Origin of the sequence: Streptomyces sparsogenes subsp. cuspidosporus (assembly GCF_039532705.1) — a bacterium.
Taxonomy (GTDB): Bacteria; Actinomycetota; Actinomycetes; order Streptomycetales; family Streptomycetaceae; genus Streptomyces; species Streptomyces sparsogenes.
The window spans coordinates 44,789-64,184 of sequence record NZ_BAAASD010000004.1; the positions used below are offsets into that span (position 1 = coordinate 44,789).

Sequence of the window (19,396 nt, forward strand, 5' to 3'; positions counted from 1 at the left end):
CTCACCCCTCGCCGTCCGTGGCCGTTCCGGTAGCCGCGTTCCCGGCGCGGGACACGAGGTCGCGAGCCGCCGTGGCGAGGTCGGTCTCGAAGAGCACCATCAGGTCATACTCGACGCCGAACCGTTCCTTGGCGTACCGGCTCATGCGGAGCGCGAGGAGCGAATGCCCGCCGAGGTCCAGGAAGTTGTCCTCGGCGCAGGCCTCCGGGTCCTCCAGGACACGGGCGGCCCACTCGACGGTCAGCCGCTCGGCCTCGTCGACCAGGTCGGCGTTCCCGGCTGCGGGGGCCGTGGCGGTCGTGGTCGTGCGGTGCTCGGGAGCGGGGGTCATGAGCGATGTTCCCTTTCCTCGTCAAAGCGCCGGGACACCGCGTCCCGGTCGAGCTTTCCGTTGATAGTGCGCGGCAGCTCGGGCAGCCGCTGGTGGACGGCGGGCCACATGTAGGAAGGCAGTAGCCGTTTGACGTGCTCGCGCAGTTCTCTGGCCGGTATCCGTACGTCCTCGCCGGTGGTGGCGTAGGCGCACACCAGCCGCTCGTCGCCGGGGCCGAAGCGGCGCAGCCACACCACGGCGTCGGCGACCTGTTCGTGGGTTCGGACAGCGGCCTCGACGTCGCTCAGCTCGATGCGATGGCCGCGCAGTTTGACCTGGAGGTCCTCGCGCCCGTGGTAGACGAGAACGCCGTCGGGACGGCGGGAGACCAGATCGCCGGAGCAGTAGTAGCGGCGCAGCAGACCGTCCTTGGGTGACTCCAAGGTCCGAAAGCGCTCGGCGTTGAGGTCCGGCCGGTGCAGATAGCCCTTGCTGACCTGCGGGCCAGCCAGCCACAGCAGCCCCTGTTCGCCGGGCGCGGCCTCGTCTCCGGCGTCGGTGAGCACCCGGTGGGTGAAGCCGGGTAGCGGATGGCCGATGACGGAGTCGGCACCGGCCAGGTCGGCGGCGGTCAGCTCGTGATAGGTGGAGTGCACGGTGGTTTCGGTGATCCCGTACATGTTCACCAGCGCCGGGTGTCCCAGGCCGTACCGTCCGGCCCAGGCTCGCAGGGTGCCCGGGAGCAGCTTCTCGCCCGCGAAGACGACGTAGCGCAGGGCCGGCAGAACGGCGTCAGCGGCGAGCGCCGCGGCCGCGAACGTACCGAAAGCGGTCGGAGTCTGGCTTAGGACGGAGATCCGCTCCTCCTCGACGACCCGCAGCACTCCTTGCGGGGAACGCGCCGTCCAGTGCGGCAGCACCACGAGCCTGCCGCCGGTCGCGAAGGCGCCCCAGATCTCCCAGACGGACACGTCGAAAGCGATGGAGTGGAACAGCAGCCAGCTGTCCTCGGTGGTGAACGCGAACCTCTGGGTCGCGCCCGCCAGCAGCGCCGTCACTGCGCCGTGGTGGATGGGGACGCCCTTCGGCTTCCCCGTCGTGCCGGAGGTGTAGATCACGTACGCAGTGTCGTGCGGGCCAAGCTCCGCGCAGGTCAGCGGCTCGGGATGGTGCGGGGCCGGGGTGTCCCGCAGGGCGTGCAGTCGCTCCTCGCCGAGCACAGGCACGTCGCCGGGCCGACAGCCGTCCGGGTCGCCGAGAAAGGCGGCGGCACCGGCATCCTGGAGGATGAAGCGGTTACGGGACGGCGGGTTGCGGATGTCCAGCGGCACATAGGCGGCACCGGCCCACAGGATGCCGAGCATCGACGCGAGGGCGGTTGCGCCCGGCGGCATCCGCAGGGCCACCCGGTCGCCGCGGCCGATGCCGTGCGAGCGGAGCAGCCTGGCGATGGCGCGGGCCCAGGTGTCGAGATCGCGGTAGCTGACGGATGCGCCGTCGGCGGTGATCGCGCTGCCGTCAGCGTTCGCGGCGAGGCTGTCGGCGAAAGCATCGGTCAGAGTCCGGGCGGACACCTGCCGGGCGGCGGACTGTTGCGGCACGGCGGGCCGACCGGGGCGCTCCTGGGGTGTGTCGTGCTCCGCGGGTGGCTGAGCGCGCGGCGCTGTCATGTGGGAACACCTCCTGTGATGCGTGGGCGGGTGGGACGGATGTACAGGCGCCGGGGTGGTCAGGCCGCGGTGATGGCGCGTGCGAAGCGCACGACGCGGGAGGCCTGGATCCGGGCCGCGGTCCGGGTGGTGTCGTCAACCGGGCGGGTCCGGTCCTCGGTGCAGTGCGCGGTGCCGTACGGATTTCCGTCGGCGAATTTCTCCGGGCTGGTGTATCCGGGCGCGACGACGACACCACCGAAATGGTGGAAGGACGTCATAAGCGCCAGCAGCGTGGATTCCTGGCCGCCGTGCAGACTGCCCGTCGCGGTGAATCCGCTGTACACCTTGTCAGCCAGCTGCTGTTTCTGCCAGGCTCCGCCGAGCGAATCGAGAAAAGATTTCAGCGGGCCTGCGATGTTGCCGAATCGGGTGGGTGAGCCAAGCAGCACGCCGTCCGCCCACAGCAGGTCGTCCACGCAGGCCACGGGCACCTCCACGGTATCCCCTGCGGGTGCGGCGCCAGCCGGGGCGGCCGCCTTTTCGGTCGCGGAAGCGGCGTCGGGGACCTTCCGCAGCCGGACCTCGGCGCCTTCCTTCTCCGCAGTCTCGGCCATTTCCCGGGCAATCTCGGCGACGGTTCCAGTGAGGGAATAGTAGATGATGGAAATTCTGACATCGGTGGGCACGGTGCGGACTCCTCGGTGGTCACAGGTGTAGTCCAGGAATTCACCATTCGGTGAGATGAAGTGCGCTCAAGAGTTCTTCATCGGGCCGGGCCACCGGCACCGGCCGGGAGAAGGCGTGGTCACAGTGGACGAGCGGCGGCCGGTCCCTGGTGTGGGCCTGCTCGACCCGCCCGACGAGGATGCTGTGGTCCCCCGCCTCAACCAGGGCGTGCAGCGTGCACGCCACCCGTGCGCAGGCGTCCGGAAGCCCTGGCATCCCGGCCTCGCAGGGCTTCAGGTCCCCCGCGGCAAAGCGGTCGATGCCGGACGCGGCGAAGCGCAGCGCGATGGCCTCCTGACCCTCCGCCAGTACGTTGACGAGAAAGCGGTCCGCCGCCGCGAAGGCCGGGTGGGTGCTCGCCGCCCGGTCCAGGCAGACCAGCACCAGCGGCGGGTCCAGCGAGACGGAGCTGAACGAACTGGCGGTGAAGCCGCTGCGGGTGCCCGCGGCGTCGACGGTGGTCACCACCGTCACCGGTCCTGGGACCCGGGCCATCGCCCGGGTGAAGTCCGCTGCTTCCACGGCTGTTCCTCCTGGTCGGTCAGGGCTGGAGCCGGCCGACATGCCAGCGGGCGCCGTCGTGGACGTAGTGCAGACGGCAGTGCAGCCGGTCCGGGCGTGCCAGCCAGAACTCCACCTCCGCGGGCTCAAGGAGGTAGCCGGCGAAGCGGTCCGGACGGGGCAGCGGCAGACCGGGGGCTCCCAGTTCGCGGGCCCGCTCGCGCAGGGCCGACACCTCCGGCAGTGGTTCGCTCTGCCGGGATGCGGCCGTCATGGAGTGCAGCGGCACCGGTCGCGCCTGCCACAGCGCGTCGCACTCGGCGGGGGTCACCTTCCGTACCGGGCCGGAGAGAACGAGCTGCTGCGAGGTCTCGCGCCAGTACAGCACGCCGGAGGCCCAGCCGTTTACAGCCAGGTCGCGGCCTTTCCTGCTGGTGCTGTGGGTGGTGAATGCCAGTCCACGGGCGTCGAGTCGGCCGACCGTGACGATCCGGTTGGAGGGGCGGCCGTCGGCGTCCGCGGTGGCCAGGGCGAGCGAGCGCGGCTCCCGCACCCCGCGGGCCGTGGCCGCCTCGAGCCAGCGCGCGGCCAGGCTGAGCGGCTCCGGCGGCAGTTCCTCGTACTCGGGGAAGGCGAGGTGTTCCTCGCCGGTCAGCGACTCGAACCGGGCGGCGTCACCCAGCTGGTCCCGCCCTGCGGGCGGGGCGGGCTGGAGGCCGGTCAGGTCAGACATGCAGCACTCCGTCCGCCACGAGCACCCCGTGCCCGCCGACCCGCACCGACGTGACCCGCTCGCCCCGTCCCTCGGCGAGCGCGCGCATCAGCGAGGTCCGGCCCATCTCGACGCCCTGCAGGATGCTGGTCTCCCGGCCCCAGGGCGCGAGCCCGTGCCGTGCCAGATGGACGGCGAGCGGACCCGCCGCCGAGCCCGTCGCCGCGTCCTCGACGACGCCGTACGCCGGCGAGAACATCCGACTGCGCCAGGCGGATCCCTGCCCGGCGAAGCAGTTGGCCGCCATGTCGGGGAAGGCGGACAGAGCCCGGTGGTCGGGGCGGAGCGCCGACAGGGCGTCGACGCTCTCCAGGCCGACGAACACGTGCCGGGGGCCGTTCCGGTAGATCTCCACGGGGGCAGTGGACTCCGCCACGCCGAGCGCCGACAGGATTTCCGTCGCGTGCTCGTACGGCCGCCACTCGGGCACCGGCTGCCGCATCCAGGCCAGCACGGAACCGTCACTCACCTCCGGGGACAGCTCGAAGGGAACCGTGCCCATGGCCGTCTCCAGCCGCAGCCGGTCCGTCTTGCGGACCAGGCCGAGCGCGACGGCGGTACCGAGCAACGGGTGTCCGGCAAAAGGGAGTTCGTTTACCGGCGTGAAGATCCGGACGCGTGCGTCGGCCTCGCCCTCGGGCGGCAGGACGAAGGTGGTCTCGGAGAGGTTCATCTCCCGCGCGACCGCCTGCATCACCTCGGCGCTCAGGTCCGCGCCCTCGAGGAAGACGGCGACGGGATTGCCCTTGAGCGGGGTGCGCGTGAAGGCGTCCACGACGAGGTAGTCATGCATGACGGGGGCTCCCTGGATACGAAGGACGGTGCGCAGGGGTGGGCCCGGCGTCCGGAAGCGGCGGGGGCGCCACGGTCGAGGCGGACGGCTTGACCGGCGTACCGCCCGCGGCCGGGGCGACGCGGGCCGGGGCGAGGGCACCGCCCGCCACCGCCTCGATGTCGAAGCCGTCGCGGTGCGTGGGCGGGCCGCCGAGCAGCCGGGCCGCGTGGTTCGCAGGCAGCTCCGCGAGGGCCGGGCGCTGGTCCGCCCAGAGCATCACCGCGCCCCACCGGTTCGTGCGCCGGTCGGCGATCCAGACCTTGCCGAGCAGACCGGGCACCCGGTCCCAGGCCGCCGCGCAGGTGCGCAGGTGTGCGGTGAGCGAGTCGACGGTCTGCGCCGTGCCGTCCAGGTCCCACCAGGCGATGTCGGCTCTCATCGGCCCACCACCCGGCGGATCGCCTCGGCCGCGATGCGCGGGCCGTCGACGGTGAGCACCGATTCGGCGTGGAACTGCATGCTGGCGAAGTGCGGGCCGCGCAACCCGTGCACCTCGTGGGTGTCCGGGTCCCGGCTGACCTCGACCAGACCGGTCCCGTCCGCCTCCAGCTTCTCCTCGCTGCTGTGGGCGGCAAAGGTGTTGTAGAAGCCGACGCGTTCGCGGCTGCCGTAGAGGTCGATCTCCAGCTGCACCCCCTGGTTGGGGACCTGTCTGCGCTCCAGCTCAAGGCCGAACCGCCGGCTGAGCACCTGGTGGCTGAGGCACACGGCGAGGAAGGGCCGCCGCTCGGCGAGCAGCCGGTCCACCGTCGTGCGCAGCTGGGCGATGCGCGGATCGTCCCCGTCGCAGGGGTCGCCGGGCCCGGGGCCCAGGACGACAAGGTCGTGTGCCGCGACGTCGTACGGCTCGTCGAAGCGGCGGACGGTCACGTCCAGGCCCAGCGCGGACAGCTGCTGGCCGATCATGGCCGTGAAGGTGTCCTCGGCGTCCACGACCAGGGTGTTCAGGCCGGTCAGGCAGCCCACCTCGGGGAAGGTGCGGCCGGAGTCGCGCAGCCAGAAGTCGGCGATGCGGGCGTTGCGGGCGTGCAGCGCCGCCAGTACCTCGGGGTGAGTGCTGAAGCGGGCGTTCCCGCCCTGCTCGAAGGCGCTGAGCAGCCCCGCGGCCTTGGCCTTGGTCTCGGCGACCTCGGACTCGGGGTCGGAGTGCCGCACCAGGGTGGCGCCTACCCCGATCCGCATCCGCCCGTCGGCCGCGATGTCCGCAGTACGGATCAGCAGGGCGGAGTCGAGGGAGCGTTCGCCGTTGGCGTCGCGGCCGATGAGGGCGGCGACCCCGCCGTAGTAGCCCCGGCCCTGCGGCTCGTACCGGCTGATCACCCGGGCCGCGCTCTCCAGCGGGCTGCCGGTGACGGTCGGCGCGAACATCGTCTCGCGCAGGATGTCCCGCACGTCGCGGTCGGTGCGGCCCTCGATGAGGTACTCGGTGTGAGCGAGCCGGGCCATCTCCTTCAGGTACGGGCCGACGACCCTGCCGCCGGAGGGGCAGATCCGGCCCATCATCTTCAGTTCCTCGTCGACGACCATGTACAGCTCGTCGGCCTCCTTGCCGTCGGCGAGGAAGTCGGTGACGCCGCGCAGCGTGGGTCCGGTCGGCGGATAGCGGTAGGTGCCGCTGATGGGGTTCATCACGGCCATGCCGCCCCTGAGCGACACATGGCGCTCCGGGGTGGCCCCGACGAAGGTGCGCTCCCCGGTGCAGATCACGAACGTCCAGTAGGCGCCCTCCTCCCGCTCAAGGAGTCGCCGGAAGAGGGTGAGCGCGGCGCGCGGCGGGCAGCCGTCGACGGCTGCCTCGTAGCTGCGCCGGACGACGAAGTTGGAGCCGACCCCGGTACCGATCTCGTCGGCCACGACCCGGCGGACGGTCTCCGCGTAGGTCTCGTCGTCGGTGTCGAAACCGCCGCCGGTGAGAGCCACCGGGGTTTCGGGGATGCGCTCGAGCACGTCGGCCAACGGCAGTGCGGCCTGTTCCTCGGCGGCCATGGCGATCAGCGGGGCGCCGTCGTCGGGAGCGGCGAAGCCTCGTTCGGCGAGCTGCCGGTAGGGCACGAGGACGAGTACATCGTGGGCCGGGGCAGCGGCCGGCCGGTCCGTGCTGAGCGGGACGTCGGCGAGCGCGGCGGGGAAGGTCATGGTGCCGGTGAGCACATCGACGGTGCCGTGCGGGCCGCTGTTGGGGCGGTGCAGCAGCGCGAACGCGGGTGCGCTGCCGGACTGCGGGCCGGTGGCGGCGAGGATGCGATCGAGCAGGTCGGTGTCCGGCCCCGCCGGCGTGAGCGGCTGCGAGCTCATGCGAACACCTCCGCGGACGGGAGGACGACCCCGCAGCGGCGGGCCGCGTAGTCGAGGGCGAGGCGGTGGTCGGCCTCGGTGAAGTCACCGAGCGCGTCGGCGGCGAGGAAGGGCTGAATGTCGTGCTGGTAGGCCTCCAGGGCGGTGGCGAGGACGCCGATATGCGCGTACACGCCGCACAGCACCAGCTGGTCGCGTCCCGCCTGCCGCATCCACGCCAGCAGGCCGGAGCGGAAGAAGGCGCTGTAGCGGAGCTTGGTGAACTCCCAGTCGCCCTGCTCGGGCGCCAGTTCGGGGACCACGTCCCGGTCCTCCGGGGCGGTGGTCATGCCGGGCCCCCAGAAGTCCCGGAGCAGGCCGCGCTGTTGGGCGTCCATGCCGCCGGGCTGGGCGGTGTAGGCGACGGGCACTTTGGCGGCCGCGGCACGCTTGCGCAGCTGTGCGGCGTTGTGCACCAGCTCGGAGCGGAGAGGGTCGGGGAAGGCGGCGAGAAAGTACCGCTGCATGTCGTGGACCAGGAGCACGGCCCGGTCCGTGGACGGGCGCCAGCGGGCGGTGTTGCCAGGCAGCGTCTCCTGCGCCGGGAGCGGATAGGACGGGATGGTCGGTAGGTCGGCCGTCATAGGACAACTCCATTGCTGGGCGCGGACAGGGTGGTGCGAGCCGCGGTGCAGGGCTGCGGGCATCGGCCGGGGGAAGCGGGCCCGGGCCCCGCCGTCGGTGCGGTGCGTCAGGTGGGAATGCCGGCCCGTTTCACGACGGGAACCTCGATGCCCAGGGCGCGGAACTGTGCGCAGACGTTCATGAACTCGCGCTGGAGCTTGATCTTTCCGCCCTCGAAGGTGAACGAATGGAGGAAGTGGTTGCGGTAGTGGCCTTCCGGGTAACCGCTGAAACGGATCGTGCCCTCGCCATCGCACTCGACCCAGAAGCGGTTCGGGTCCTGGGTGTCGAAGATCTCGATGTTGATCCAGGCCCAGTCCGGGAAGCACTTGAGCGACCAGACGGCGTGCTCGCCGAGCCGGTCCCGGCCGTTGATGGTGATCGGCTCGCAGGTGTCCGTGGTCCATAGCCCGCCGACGCCGTCCTCGGTGAAGAGCAGGTGGCGGCGGAGCCGGTCCTGTCCGCGCGTGTTCATGTACTGGTCGACGATGGCGCGGTTGTGCGCACGCAGTGCGTCTGTATCGGTGGGCACATCGCCCGCACGGGCGGTGGTGGTGTGGCTGGCAGACATCCGTGTCCTTCCGCTGTCGGTCGGTTGCGAACGTGAGCAGGTGCGTGGCGGTGATGCGGGTTCGTGCGCGGGGCGCGGCTCAGACCAGGAGGCTGATCTCGCGCGGGTCCTTGCCGACCAGCGCGTGGCCGTACACCTGCTGCGGGATGCCCAGGCCGAATCCGGCGTGCCGGCTGCCGACGTGAACGTCCCGCCAGATGCGTTGCAGCGGATTCGCCTCGTGGAAGGCGGAGGAGCCGTACGTGGTGAGCAGCAGGTCGACCGCCTCCCGGCACAGCTCGGCCACGTGCGTGGACTCCATCCGGGCCCGGGCCCGGATGAGCGTGTCGGCGGTGCGGCCCTCTGAGGCGTAGGCATCGACGGTGTCGGCGAGCCGCTGCGCGTGCATCCTCGCTGAGTCGATCTTGATGGCGGCCTCGGCCAAGTGGAGCCGGGTGGTCGGGGATTCGGCCTGGTTGGGATAGGTGGAGCCGGCCGCGGGGCGTGTGGGCACCTTCCCGCGTACGTATTCCAGGGCCGCATCGGCAGCCCCGATGAGAGAGCCGAGGAGGCCGAGCGAGAAGATCCCGGTGAGGCTGTTCCGGTACGGGGTGGCCGCGTCCTCGGGTGTTAGCTCGCCGTTCAGCACCGGCAGGTAGGGCCGCAGCCGGTGCCGGGGCACGAACACTCGATCGGCGGTGACGGTGTTGCTGCCGGTGCCGCGCATGCCGGCGAAGTGCCAGGTGTCCTCCAGGCCCAGCTCCTGGCGCGGCAGCAGGGCGAAGTGCACCCCGGGCGCGCCGTCCTCGGGCCCGCGGGCCAGCAGCACTCCGACCCATCCGGCGTGCAGCGAGCCGGACATGTAGGCCCACTGGCCGGTGACGACGACGCCGTCCGCGCAGGGCTCGACGCCCTTCGCGGGCATCCCAAGGACCTGGGCGGTACGGGCGTCGGGATCGTCCCCCCACACGTCGTCCTGGGCGGCTTCGGAGAAGAGCGAGGCGACGAAGTTGCCCACGTTGAGCACGCCCGTGACCCAGGCCGCGCTCGGGCAGCCGCGGCCGAGCGCGGTCGCCACGTCAAGGAGCGTGCGGACTCCGGTGCCGTGGCCGCCGAGCCGGGGCGGGGTCAGCAGGCGCATCAGACCCTGTCCGGTGATGGCGTCGATGCCGCGGTCGGTCAGCCGCCGCCCGCGGTCGGTCTCGTCCGCGTCCTCCCAGAGCGTCGGGACCAATGCCTCGGCCCGGGCGAGGAGTTCGCCCTCCGGCAGCGGGGCGGCCGGGGGCGCGGACTGCTTGGCGGACCACGGCGGGGTCGGTGGTGTGGCTGCACTGGACAGCGTATCGGTGGTCAGCACGGCGGGTTCCTCTCGACAGGGCCTTGCGCCCGGATAACGGGCGGGTATGCGGCGGTCAGTTGCCCTGGGCGGCCTTGGCAACGGGGCCCCACAGCTCCCAGATGTGCAGCCGGTCCTCGTACACGGCGCGGGCGGTCTCCAGGGCCGAGGCACCGAGGAAGGCACACAGCGGGGGCCGTTCGGCGTCGACCAGTTCCATCAGCGGGCCGGCGGTGGCCTCCGGGTCGCCGGGGCCACGCCTGCCGACGGGGCGTGGGCGCGCTCGGCGTAGGGCGGTGCGGCCTCGGCCCACACGGCCGAACTGCCGCGCCAATCGGTGCGGTACGGGCCGGGTTCCAGCAGCGTTACATGGATCCCGAAGGGCGCCACCTCCTGCGCGAGGGCGTCCGTCAGGCCCTCGACCGCCCCCTTGGAGGCGTGGTAGAGGCCCCATCGGCCAGGAGGCAATGCCGGCGATACTCGACACCTGGAGCAGGTGGCCGCTGCCCTGCTCCCGCAGGACGGGCAGCACCGCCTGCGTGACCCAGAGCGTGCCGAAGAAGTTCGTGTCCAGCTGGGCCCTGGCCCGCTCCTCGGTGACGTCCTCGACCAGCCCGTAGCCCGCGTTGTTTACGACCACATCGATGCGGCCGAACGCCTCCCGTGCTGTGGCGACCGCCTCGGTCACCTGCTGCTTGTCGGAGACGTCGAGTCGCAACGGCAGCACCACGTCGCTGAACTCGGTGACGAGGTCCGCCAGGCTCGCGACGTCCCGGGCGGTGGCGGCGACGCGGTCGCCCCGCGCAAGCGCGGCCCGCGCCCAGATCCTGCCGAACCCGCGGGACGCAGACCCTGCCGGACACTGTTGCTCTCCTTTCGCCATCGGCCAGTGCGAAATTTCCCGGCCCGGCGGGATCACCTCGCCCGGCGCCGGAATTCATTCACCACGACTTCCTTCTGGATTGTCCACGGCGGACCGGAAGGAAGTCCGAAGGACGCTGTCCGGGAATGCGAAGCCGCAGCTTGAAGGGGCTTCCGGAGGAATCTTCCTGTTGTCCGACCGCGGAATTTCCGCGGTCGGACAACAGCCCCAGGCTCTTGACACCCACCGCTTTCGCCGACCGGATCCTTACGTCCTTCCCCTGGCGTACGGGCGATGGCAATACTCCTGGGAATGCACCTGGCTGCATGGCCGTTCCGGGGCGCCGGACAGCGCCGGAATCCGGTGTTCCAGCACACCGCACCGACTCGAGGGGATCCGCGTGAGTACCACCGAGCAGCGCTACGACTTCACCACCGCCGACTTCAACGCCGTCTACACCGGCGGCGACCTGCTGCCCGGCGCCCACATCAAGGGTGTGCCCTGGGACATCGGGGAGCCGCAGCCCGATGTCGTCGCCATGGAACAGGAGGGACGCTTCAGCGGCGAGGTCCTCGACATCGGCTGCGGGCCGGGAGACAACGCCGTGCACCTCGCGGGGCGCGGCCACCACGTCACCGCCGTCGACGCCGCCTCCGCGGCCATCGCCCAGGCCGAAGTACGGGCCCGTGGCCTCGACATCACCTTCGCCGTCGCCGACGCCACCCGGCTCGACGGCTACGAGGGCCGCTTCGACTCCGTCCTCGACAGCGCCCTCTTCCACACCCTGGGCGCTCCCGAACGCGCTCGCTACGCCGCCGCCCTGCACCGCGCCACCCGCCCGGGTGCGCGGCTGAGCATGCTGTGCTTCGCCGACGTGCCCGGCGGCATGCCGGCGCCGCTGTCAGTGTCGGAGGAGGAGGTGCGCGGGGTGCTTGGCGAGGCGGGCTGGTCCGTCACCCAGCTGGCGCTCTCCGTGTACGCCGGGGTCGCGGGACCGGTCAAGGAGTTCTTCGAGCGCACCGGCAAGCGCCCCGAGCTGGACGAGAAGGGCCGCACCCGGCTGCCGGTGTGGAAGGTCTACGCGGACCGGGTCCCGGCATGAGTTTCCTGGGTCAACCTCTATGCCGCCAGAGGCGTGTCGGCAGTCGTGTTGATCTTGTCGTTGGCCTGGTGGATGACCGGGTCGTAGCAGGGCCCGTCGCGCCAGCAGGCCCGCATCACGCGGAGCCGGGCGCGGGCCAGGATGCGGGTGGCGTGGGGGCGCTTCTTGCGGGCCCGGGCGTCGTTGTAGATCTTTGTGGCCCAGGTGCTGCCGTGTCGGCCAGGACGCTACCGGGCTTCTTGCCGGAGTAGTGGCGGCGCTTGCACCAGGCTTCGAGGCATGTGGCGGTGAGCTTGGCCGCGGAGGCCGGGGTGGGGTACCGCTCCAGGAAGGCCATGGCGATGTCGCTGTCGAGACTGGCGAAGACGGCCTTGCCGCCGGGCCAGTGCTCGTCCAGCAGCGCGGCGAGCTGGTTGACGGCGGCGACGCGCGCTTCGACATGGTCGGCGCGGTTCCGGGTGAGGGACTGGAGAGCGAGGGTGGCCTGCTCGGCGGGCTCCGGGCAGGGCAGCAGGTGGCCGTCAGCGCGCAGGGAGTCGGCGAGCTTCATGCTGTCGCCCGCGTCGGTCTTGGCCTCGGAGGAACCCCAGCGCGGACGCATCGCGTGGAAGGCGTTGAGGCGCGCCGGCATCACCGGATGCCCGGCGGCCGGCAGCCGGTCCACGGCCAGACCGCGCGTCGTCTCGATCGCCACCGGTAGATCCGCCGGGGTGCCGTGCCGGCGCAGCCGGGCCAGGGTCTTGGCGAACCCCTCCTCGGTGTGGGCCAGTTCCCACCGGTCGACGCGCTTGCCGGAGGCGCCCATGACCGTCATGCCATGGGTCTCGGTCGCCCAGTCCCATCCGATGAACACGAAAGAAGTACTCCTGTGTCGTGCGCGGAGCACCTGCTCGGTAGTGAGGACGTCTGCCGGGAGCTCACTAATCGGCCCTCTGCGGGACGTGTCCCTGAAGCCGGTCAGACGGCCTCGGGCCCGGCAGGGCCGGCGGAACCCATGATGGCCGTCGAGCAGCTCGCGACACTGGCCGTACCCCACCGGGATCGAGAGGTAACAACCCTACCCGTGAGGGCTGCAGAAGGGATGGTCCTCTCATGAGCACCCGTACGGCCGCCGCGGAGCCGGAGGGAGCGTCCGGGGGCACGGCGGCGTCACGGCCGCTGCGGGCCTTTCCGCTCCTGTCCGCGCACCACGTGGCGCGGACCGCGGCCTTCTACGAACGGCTCGGCTTCACCCGCCTCGTCCAGCACCCGCCCACGGGCGAGCCCGCCTTCGTCGGCCTCCACCGGGACGGCGTGGAGCTCGCCGTCTCCGCCGCCACGGAGCCACGGGAGCCGGGCGGGCCGTACGAGATGTTCGTCTTCGTCGAGGACGTCGATCAAGCCCTGGAGCGGCTGCGCACCGCGGGCGTGCCCGTGCTTGGCGAGCCGGTGGACATGCCCTGGGGGGAACGGGTGGCGCGGGTGGCCGACCCGGACGGCAACAGCGTCGCTCTCGCCTCCTCGGCCGGCAGCTGACACCGGCCGACGGGCCGGAGCCTGCCAGGGCCCCTCGCCCCGCCGCACGCGCCGGTGCTCGGCCGCCGCACGGTCGCCGCGGCCGAGCACCGGCCGGACGCAGGGCAGGGCCGGTTACACCAGCGGCCGGATGTTCTGGTTGCGGCGGAAGAGGTTGCCCGGGTCGTAGGTCCGCTTCAGCTCGGCAAGGCGCCGCAGGGTGGCCTTGTCGTACACCTGATCCGTGAACTCCTGGTCCGAGCGCCGCCCGTAGACGAAGTTGAGCGAGCAGCCGACCGCCCACGGCGCCACCGCACTGTAGACCCGCTGATGCGCGGCCCGCACCTCCTCCTCGTTGCCCCTTCAACCACGGATGGCCCAGTACATCCGCCGGGCCTACGGCCTGCGCAGCCACCCCCAACGGCTCGCAGACCAGGGCATGGCCAGCCTCCGTGAGATCGCCCGCCGACTCGGAGTCTGTCTCAGCACCGTCCAGAACTGGCGCAACCGCGGCCTGTTGACCGGCCGCGTCGCCAACGGCAAGGGCGAATACTTCTACTACTCGCCCCCACCCGACCTCGAACGACCCGGCATCGGTCGACCGCCTAAGAACCCAACACTCCTGGAATCAACCGGAAGAAGCGCAGTATGAAGCACGAGGTTTGGCCGTGGGCGCGAACGGCGGGGCGGCCTGCACACTGATGCCGAGTGCTTCGCAGGCGCCCGTGAACGCCTTCGACAGGTACACCTTCCCCCGATCCACCACCGTCTCGGGCACCACCACCGGCCGGGCAGCCGCCCCGTGGAGGCGTTCGTCCAGCGACAGAAGCCGCTCACCCGGCAGGACCGTCCTGTGCGCGAAGCGCAGCACCTCAGGCCACGCAGGCCGGGCCGGGTGCGGCACCGCCATCTCCGCCAGCAACATGGCGGCGTCCACCGCCCGGGTTCCGGCCGGGCACAGCACGGCCGCCAGGATCGCCCTGGAGGCGACATCGACACCGATCGTCAGCTCGGGGCGTCCCACGCTCCCGTCATCGAACCGGGCGAGGACGTCCAGGCGAGTGGTGTCGATCTGGACCTGCTCCCCGGGCCGCAACGCCACGGTCGGGGTGAACCCGCGCCTGCCGTCGGTGACCGGCACCGTCCGCACCCGGGTGGCCGGATGGTCCGTGGGGTGGGCGAGTTCATGGACAAGCCGGTAGAACGTGGCCCGCGACGGCATGGCCACCGCACCTTTGTGCCGGTCTTTCAGGAGCTGTGCGACCAGCGGCATCAGCCCTTTGACAGTGCCCTTGGAGCGTCTCCCGCTGCCCGCGCAGCACCTCCTTGACCGCGGCCACGACCCGTTCGTCCTGCCGGCCGCCGCCGCTTCGTCCGCGTGTGGCGCGGTGGTCGACCAGCCCCCACAACCCCTGCTCGCGGTACGCCAGCCGCACGTGTCAACGTCTCCTGAATTTTGGTTCTGGATCACTTTCAGTGCCAGAGCCACGGAGGGTCACCAACTCCCGGATCATGAACGGTCGTGAGTGACGATCTTCTCCAAGACCTCTGGTTCCACCACGCCGACGACGTCAGGCGGCGTGCAGGATACGTTTACCTGTTGACTGAACTACGTGTCTCGTTTTTGCGGGTCAGTGAACTGATGGTGGATTCTTCGTTGGTCTGGCCGTGGAAGCATCGAGAGACCTGGCGTCTCTGGCCGTGCCCCTGGTCGGCGAGTTGGTGGCCATGGATGACCCGTGGGATCCGTACCGGCTCGTCGATCCGACCGGGGTGCCGGTCGAGAGTGTCTCTGCCTACCTGCAGGACATGCAAGGAGCCGGGAAGCCGCCGACGACTGCACGCTCGTACGGGATGGACTTGCTGCGCTGGTTCCGGTTCTTGTGGGCCACCGGTGTTCCGTGGGAACAGGCGACGCGCCTGGAGGCACGGGACTTCTCCCGGTGGTTGCTGGTCGCCGGGCAGCCGGCGCGTCCACACTGGCGATCCGGGGGTGCTGCCTCGTGGACTGTGGGCGGGAAGCCGTACGCGGCGTCGGTCCGCGCGCACAGCGAGACGGTGCTGCGGGGCTTTTACGACTTCCACATCGAGGCGGGTACGGGGCGGATTCTTAATCCCTTCCCCCTGGACCGGTCGCGGCGGGGCCGTCGTGATCATGTGCACCACAATCCGATGGAGCCGCATCGCAGGGAACGCACCGGGCTCTACCGGCCTACGGTGCCCAAGCGGGTGCCCCGCAGTGTCCCGGATGAGGAGTTCAACGAGATCTTCGCGCGGCTGCCCTCGCACCGTGACCGGGCCTTGGTTGCTTTCTATGTGTCCACCGGCGCCCGCGCCAGCGAGCTGTTGTCCGCCACACAGGGCGGGGCCGATCCGGGACGTCAGCTGATCGCGGTCCGCAAGGGCACCGGGGAGGTGCAGGAGCTTCCGTCCTCCACGGACGCCTTCGTCTGGCTGCGGCTCTACCAACTGGAGATGGAGGACTCGATCCCTCGCGGCCGACGGCTGTCGCTGTGGTGGACGCTGCGTGCTCCGTCCCGTCCGTTGACCTATCACGCGGCCCATCGGATGTTCGAGCGGGTCAACGTGTTGGCCGGGACCTCGGCGACGCTGCACGCGCTGCGGCACACGGCGGCCTACCGGATGGCCCAAGACTCCGGCCTGCCCCTCACGGACGTCCAGTTCGTCCTGGGTCACGCTCTATTGACCACCACTCAGATATATCTCACGCCTCGGAAGGAGGAGGTGATCCGCCGGGTGCTGGCCCATCACGCCGAGCAGACCCGGCAGGCGGCAGCGCGGACTGCTCCGGCCCCTGCCGCAGGCTATCGGGCCGAAACGCTCAACGTCCTCTTCGGTGGCCAGCCGTGACGGCCACGACGCTGAAGGCGGCGAGTACGGCTGCGGCGCTGAAGCTGCCGCGCGACCGGTTCCCTGCGAGGATCGTCGGCGACGACTGGCCTACCACCCGGCTGGGACGTGTGGAGGTCTGGGAGCGGACGACCGGAACGTCGTTCGTGCTCGCGAACCCCGTGGTCCAGGGCAAGCGGGTCCGTGGCCTGGCCCACTTGCTGGACTGGCTGCAGGACTTTCCGGGCGAGACGTGGCAGCAGCGATGGCTCGTCAGCGGCGCCGAGGCCCTGGGCGACCGGTGGCGACAGGCGCCTCTGCGATGGCTCAACAGCCGGGGCCGGTGCTCCGCCTGGCTGCCGTCCGAGCTGTCCAACGGCCTGAAGGTCTTGATCTGCGCCGACGTCATCCGGCCCTCGTTGAAGTGGCTGGTGGCCATGCCCTCTCTGAAAGGGGATCTTGCCCCTGGCTTCGCCCTCGTCCGGGACCCGCCCGGATTCGCGCGGCTGAAAGCACACTGCGAGGGCCGCGCCGATCTTTCACCATCGTCCCGGCGGCTGATCCTGCAGCGAGCCGCCGTGATCCTCGCGGCCAAGGGCGGTCTCGTCCATGCCATCACCCTCGGTGACGTCATGGAGCTCGCTGAGATCGAGACGGCAGTGCGGACGGCTTGGCCGAAAGACCTGCCCTCTTCTACCGCACTCTGCGGGACCTGGAGATCCTCGGGCCCGAAGCTCCCACGGGCTGGCGCGAGTTGCGCACCGGTGGGCAGCGGACCCCGGACGAACTGATCGACCGCTACCAGATCGAGTGCCGGCCCGTCAGAGACCTGCTCGTGGACTACCTGCGAGAACGCCAGCCTGCGCTGGACTACAACAGCCTGCGTGACCTCGCCTACTTCCTCGGCCGCCGGTTCTGGCGAGATCTCGAACTCCACCATCCGGGCATCGACACGCTGCACCTGCCCGCTGATGTTGCAGCCGCCTGGCGGCAGCGCCTGTTGACCAGGCCGGAGACGGCCACCGGGCGAGACGGCGAGAGGACCGCCGTTCCTGTTCCCCGCATCAGCTTCCGGGAGTGCCTGGTGAAGGTGAGGGCCTTCTACTTGGACCTGTCCCAGTGGGCGCTTGAGGACCCTGGGCGGTGGGCGCACTGGGTCGTTCCCTGCCCCATCAGCCGGGAGGACATCGGGACCCGCAAGCACAAGAGACAGCACAAGGCCCGCATGGACGCCCGCACCCGCGAGCGGCTCCCGGTCCTCCCCGTGCTCGTCCGCACGGTCGACCAGCGACGAAGGACTTCCGGAGCCCTCCTCCAGGCGGCCCGGCAGACCGAGCCCGGCGCCGCCTTCACCGTCGGCGACCAGACCTTGATCCGGTCCGTCCTGCGCTCCGGCACGGCCGCGGCCAGGATCTGGGCGGACGATCCACGCACAGGCAAGCGCCGGGACCTCGGGCAGGAAGAGGAGTACGCATTCTGGGCCTGGGCTGTGGTGGAAGTCCTCCGCCTCACCGGTGTCCGCATCGAGGAACTGCTCGAGATCAGCCATCACAGCCTGGTGCAGTATCGGCTGCCGACCACTGGTGAGATCGTGCCGCTGCTGCAGATCGCTCCCTCTAAAACCGACGTGGAACGACTGCTGGTGGTCAGCCCCGAACTGGCCGACGTGCTGTCCACCATCATCAGCAGAATCCGGGAACCCTCCGGGCCGGTTCCGCTGGTCCCCGCCTACGACTGGAAATGCGTCTGGATGCCGCCAGCGCCGCTGCTGTTCCAGCGTCGGTTCCGCACCGAGTACCGCGCCATCAACCACGGCACCGTCCGCAAGATGCTCCAGGCTGCTCTGGCCAGCACCGCCCTGGTCGACCCCAGTGATGGCCGTCCGTTGAACTACACGCCCCACGACTTCCGCAGGATGTTCATCACCGACGCCATCATGAACGGGCTGCACCCGCACATCGCCCAGGTGATCGTCGGGCACCAGGACATCAACGTCACCCTCGGCTACAAGGCCGTCTATCCGGACGAGGCCATCCAAGCGCATCTGGCGTTACTGGCCCGGCGCCGCAGCCAGCGGCCCTCCGAGGAGTATCGGGCTCCCACCGACGACGAATGGGAGGAGTTCCTGGGCCACTTCGAGCGCCGCAAGGTCTCCACCGGGCTCTGCGGCCGGGCCTACTCGACCCCATGCATCCATGAACACGCATGCCTGCGGTGTCCGATGCACTGGCCCGACCCTGCCCAGCACGCCCGCATCGTCGAGATCCGCGACAACCTTCTCGCCCGCATCGACGAGGCACAACGCGAAGGCTGGCTCGGCGAGGTCGAAGGGCTCCAGATCAGCCTCGCCGGCGCCAACGACAAGCTCGCCCAGATCGACCGCCGGTCACCCCAAACCGTCGGCCTCGGAATCCCGTCTCCACGGTGGACGGACACCCCAACAGACCAAGATCGCTAGTTCAGAGAATGCGAAGGAGGTCGAAGTTGGCGCGGCCGAACATCTGGCGCTTGATCATCTTGTTGTTGTGGCCTTCGACGACGCCGGAGCTGTAGGGCAGGCTGAGCCCGGCAACGATCGCGTCCAGGTCGGTGAGCAGGCCGTTCGCGAAGGTGTGCAACGCCGGAACGGGATCGGCCTGGACGGCAGCGATCCAGGTCTTGAGGTGGCGGCCGCGACGGTGGTTCATCAACTCAGCGAAGTTCCTGACGTGTTCGGCAGCACATGCGAGGGCCGGGCAGCGAGCCAGGATGTCCTTGAGGCGCTGCGCGTCGTCGTCATCGAGGCGGTCGGGGTGACGGGTGATCCAGCTGGTCACGTCCCTGACCGAGGGCTTGCGGCGGGGCGGGTCCTGGCGCGGGAACGCGATGCGGAGCTGGTGGACGTACTTGCGGACGACCTGCTCTTGACCGGGGTATCCGCGCTGCCGGATCTCCTCGAAGAGGCGGCGTGCGTTGGTCTGCCCCTCGGCGTACCGCTGGTCGATGTGTGGCTTCTTCCGCACCGCGAGAGAGATCCAGTTCGCGAACCGGACGGACGGAGCAGTACGTGCTACGGGCCGGTAGGTGCCGTTACCGGGCCCTCGAAGGCGGTGCAAGAGGATATCCCTGATATGGGACGCGTGGGCTGGGAGAGTTTACCTGCTCATACTCGGTCTGCCATCGAGTCACTGGTGGGCCGTGTCAGCGCTTCGGGTTCCAGTGAGGCAGGACTCAATTCGGAGCTTGCTGCGACGTTCCCGGTCACCAGAGGCGTTCGGCCCACAGGAATGCGAGCCCGATCGCGCCGGTGCCGATGGCGTAGCAGGCGCCGTGCAGGATCTGGCTGAGGGCGGTGCTCCTGCGACGGGAGGGCTTCGTGCGGCAGTCGGCGAGGCGTTTCGGGCCCCTGTGCGATGGTCGACGGCTAGGGTGCATGGAGGACGTCTCCTTCTGATGGCGTCGCGAT

The 19,396-nt window shown here is 70.4% G+C and carries 22 protein-coding genes and 1 pseudogene; 6 read left to right on the plus strand and 17 right to left on the minus strand.

Annotated features, from left to right (window positions below; all coding sequences use genetic code 11):
* Position 1 precedes the first annotated feature (1 nt).
* The 12 genes from ABFY07_RS06310 to ABFY07_RS43080 all read right to left on the minus strand — a co-directional run bounded on the left by ABFY07_RS06310 (position 2) and on the right by ABFY07_RS43080 (position 10,526).
* Positions 2-331, minus strand: coding sequence for a phosphopantetheine-binding protein (locus tag ABFY07_RS06310; protein ID WP_346173470.1), 330 nt, complete (start codon positions 329-331; stop codon positions 2-4).
* Positions 328-1,983, minus strand: coding sequence for an amino acid adenylation domain-containing protein (locus ABFY07_RS06315; RefSeq protein ID WP_346173471.1), 1,656 nt, complete (start codon positions 1,981-1,983; stop codon positions 328-330). Before ABFY07_RS06315 ends, ABFY07_RS06310 begins: the two co-directional genes overlap by 4 nt.
* Before the next feature lie 59 nt (positions 1,984-2,042).
* Entirely contained in the window at positions 2,043-2,651 is a 609-nt protein-coding gene (gene wrbA, locus ABFY07_RS06320; RefSeq protein WP_346173472.1) for an NAD(P)H:quinone oxidoreductase, read from the minus strand.
* A 40-nt stretch (positions 2,652-2,691) separates the two neighbouring features.
* Positions 2,692-3,213, minus strand: coding sequence for a flavin reductase family protein (locus tag ABFY07_RS06325; RefSeq protein WP_346173473.1), 522 nt, complete (start codon positions 3,211-3,213; stop codon positions 2,692-2,694).
* 19 nt (positions 3,214-3,232) lie between these two features.
* Complete coding sequence (gene phzG, locus ABFY07_RS06330) at positions 3,233-3,925, minus strand: phenazine biosynthesis FMN-dependent oxidase PhzG (RefSeq protein ID WP_346173474.1); 693 nt, start codon at positions 3,923-3,925, stop codon at positions 3,233-3,235.
* A complete protein-coding gene (locus ABFY07_RS06335) occupies positions 3,918-4,757 on the minus strand; it encodes a PhzF family phenazine biosynthesis protein (RefSeq protein WP_346173475.1) in 840 nt (279 codons plus the stop codon). Before ABFY07_RS06335 ends, phzG begins: the two co-directional genes overlap by 8 nt.
* Complete coding sequence (locus ABFY07_RS06340; RefSeq protein WP_346173476.1) at positions 4,750-5,178, minus strand: hypothetical protein; 429 nt, start codon at positions 5,176-5,178, stop codon at positions 4,750-4,752. Before ABFY07_RS06340 ends, ABFY07_RS06335 begins: the two co-directional genes overlap by 8 nt.
* Positions 5,175-7,094 carry an anthranilate synthase family protein gene (locus ABFY07_RS06345; RefSeq protein WP_346173477.1) on the minus strand — a complete coding sequence of 640 codons (1,920 nt, stop codon included), beginning with the start codon at positions 7,092-7,094 and terminating at the stop codon, positions 5,175-5,177. Before ABFY07_RS06345 ends, ABFY07_RS06340 begins: the two co-directional genes overlap by 4 nt.
* Positions 7,091-7,717, minus strand: coding sequence for an isochorismatase family protein (locus ABFY07_RS06350; RefSeq protein WP_346173478.1), 627 nt, complete (start codon positions 7,715-7,717; stop codon positions 7,091-7,093). The genes ABFY07_RS06345 and ABFY07_RS06350 overlap by 4 nt, the downstream gene beginning before the upstream one ends.
* Positions 7,718-7,824: 107 nt before the next feature.
* Entirely contained in the window at positions 7,825-8,328 is a 504-nt protein-coding gene (locus ABFY07_RS06355) for a PhzA/PhzB family protein (RefSeq protein ID WP_204165957.1), read from the minus strand.
* Between the two features lie 79 nt (positions 8,329-8,407).
* Positions 8,408-9,664 (minus strand): acyl-CoA dehydrogenase family protein, encoded by a 1,257-nt coding sequence (locus ABFY07_RS06360; protein WP_346173479.1) that lies wholly within the window; start codon positions 9,662-9,664, stop codon positions 8,408-8,410.
* Positions 9,665-9,719: 55 nt separating this feature from the next.
* On the minus strand, positions 9,720-10,526 hold the full coding sequence (locus ABFY07_RS43080; protein WP_428836862.1) for an SDR family NAD(P)-dependent oxidoreductase: 807 nt from the start codon (positions 10,524-10,526) through the stop codon (positions 9,720-9,722).
* A gap of 379 nt (positions 10,527-10,905) precedes the next feature.
* Between ABFY07_RS43080 and ABFY07_RS06375 the strand changes: the two genes are divergently transcribed.
* Positions 10,906-11,607, plus strand: coding sequence for a class I SAM-dependent methyltransferase (locus tag ABFY07_RS06375; RefSeq protein WP_346173480.1), 702 nt, complete (start codon positions 10,906-10,908; stop codon positions 11,605-11,607).
* Between the two features lie 115 nt (positions 11,608-11,722).
* Here the strand turns inward: ABFY07_RS06375 and ABFY07_RS06380 are convergent, their stop codons facing one another.
* Entirely contained in the window at positions 11,723-12,460 is a 738-nt protein-coding gene (locus ABFY07_RS06380) for an IS110 family transposase (RefSeq protein ID WP_346173481.1), read from the minus strand.
* A gap of 239 nt (positions 12,461-12,699) precedes the next feature.
* On the opposite strand from ABFY07_RS06380, the gene ABFY07_RS06385 reads away from it, so the two are divergent.
* Positions 12,700-13,122: a VOC family protein gene (locus ABFY07_RS06385; RefSeq protein ID WP_346173482.1), complete on the plus strand. Its 423-nt coding sequence runs from the start codon at positions 12,700-12,702 to the stop codon at positions 13,120-13,122.
* A gap of 114 nt (positions 13,123-13,236) precedes the next feature.
* Here ABFY07_RS06385 and ABFY07_RS06390 read toward each other — a convergent pair whose 3' ends face one another.
* Positions 13,237-13,446 (minus strand): BBE domain-containing protein, encoded by a 210-nt coding sequence (locus ABFY07_RS06390; protein WP_346173483.1) that lies wholly within the window; start codon positions 13,444-13,446, stop codon positions 13,237-13,239.
* 28 nt (positions 13,447-13,474) lie between these two features.
* Here ABFY07_RS06390 and ABFY07_RS43085 point away from each other — a divergent pair, with 28 nt between their 5' ends.
* The gene (locus ABFY07_RS43085) at positions 13,475-13,753 is read left to right on the plus strand and encodes a helix-turn-helix domain-containing protein (RefSeq protein WP_428836863.1); all 279 of its coding nucleotides are present in this window, start codon (positions 13,475-13,477) and stop codon (positions 13,751-13,753) included.
* A 9-nt stretch (positions 13,754-13,762) separates the two neighbouring features.
* Here ABFY07_RS43085 and ABFY07_RS06395 read toward each other — a convergent pair.
* Positions 13,763-14,537, minus strand: a pseudogene (locus ABFY07_RS06395) (transposase); the annotation flags it as partial.
* Between the two features lie 265 nt (positions 14,538-14,802).
* Between ABFY07_RS06395 and ABFY07_RS06400 the strand changes: the two are divergent.
* Genes ABFY07_RS06400 through ABFY07_RS06410 form a run of 3 tightly spaced genes read left to right on the plus strand, consistent with a single transcriptional unit; the run spans position 14,803 to position 18,409 of the window.
* The gene (locus tag ABFY07_RS06400) at positions 14,803-15,972 is read left to right on the plus strand and encodes a tyrosine-type recombinase/integrase (protein ID WP_346173484.1); all 1,170 of its coding nucleotides are present in this window, start codon (positions 14,803-14,805) and stop codon (positions 15,970-15,972) included.
* Complete coding sequence (locus ABFY07_RS06405; RefSeq protein WP_346173485.1) at positions 15,969-16,742, plus strand: hypothetical protein; 774 nt, start codon at positions 15,969-15,971, stop codon at positions 16,740-16,742. Before ABFY07_RS06400 ends, ABFY07_RS06405 begins: the two co-directional genes overlap by 4 nt.
* Positions 16,706-18,409: a tyrosine-type recombinase/integrase gene (locus ABFY07_RS06410; protein ID WP_346173486.1), complete on the plus strand. Its 1,704-nt coding sequence runs from the start codon at positions 16,706-16,708 to the stop codon at positions 18,407-18,409. Before ABFY07_RS06405 ends, ABFY07_RS06410 begins: the two co-directional genes overlap by 37 nt.
* 1 nt (position 18,410) lies before the next feature.
* Here the strand turns inward: ABFY07_RS06410 and ABFY07_RS06415 are convergent, their stop codons facing one another.
* Positions 18,411-18,953, minus strand: a complete 543-nt coding sequence (locus ABFY07_RS06415) for a transposase (protein WP_346173487.1) — start codon at positions 18,951-18,953, stop codon at positions 18,411-18,413.
* Positions 18,954-19,191: 238 nt separating this feature from the next.
* On the minus strand, positions 19,192-19,365 hold the full coding sequence (locus ABFY07_RS06420; RefSeq protein WP_346173488.1) for a hypothetical protein: 174 nt from the start codon (positions 19,363-19,365) through the stop codon (positions 19,192-19,194).
* Positions 19,366-19,396 lie beyond the last annotated feature (31 nt).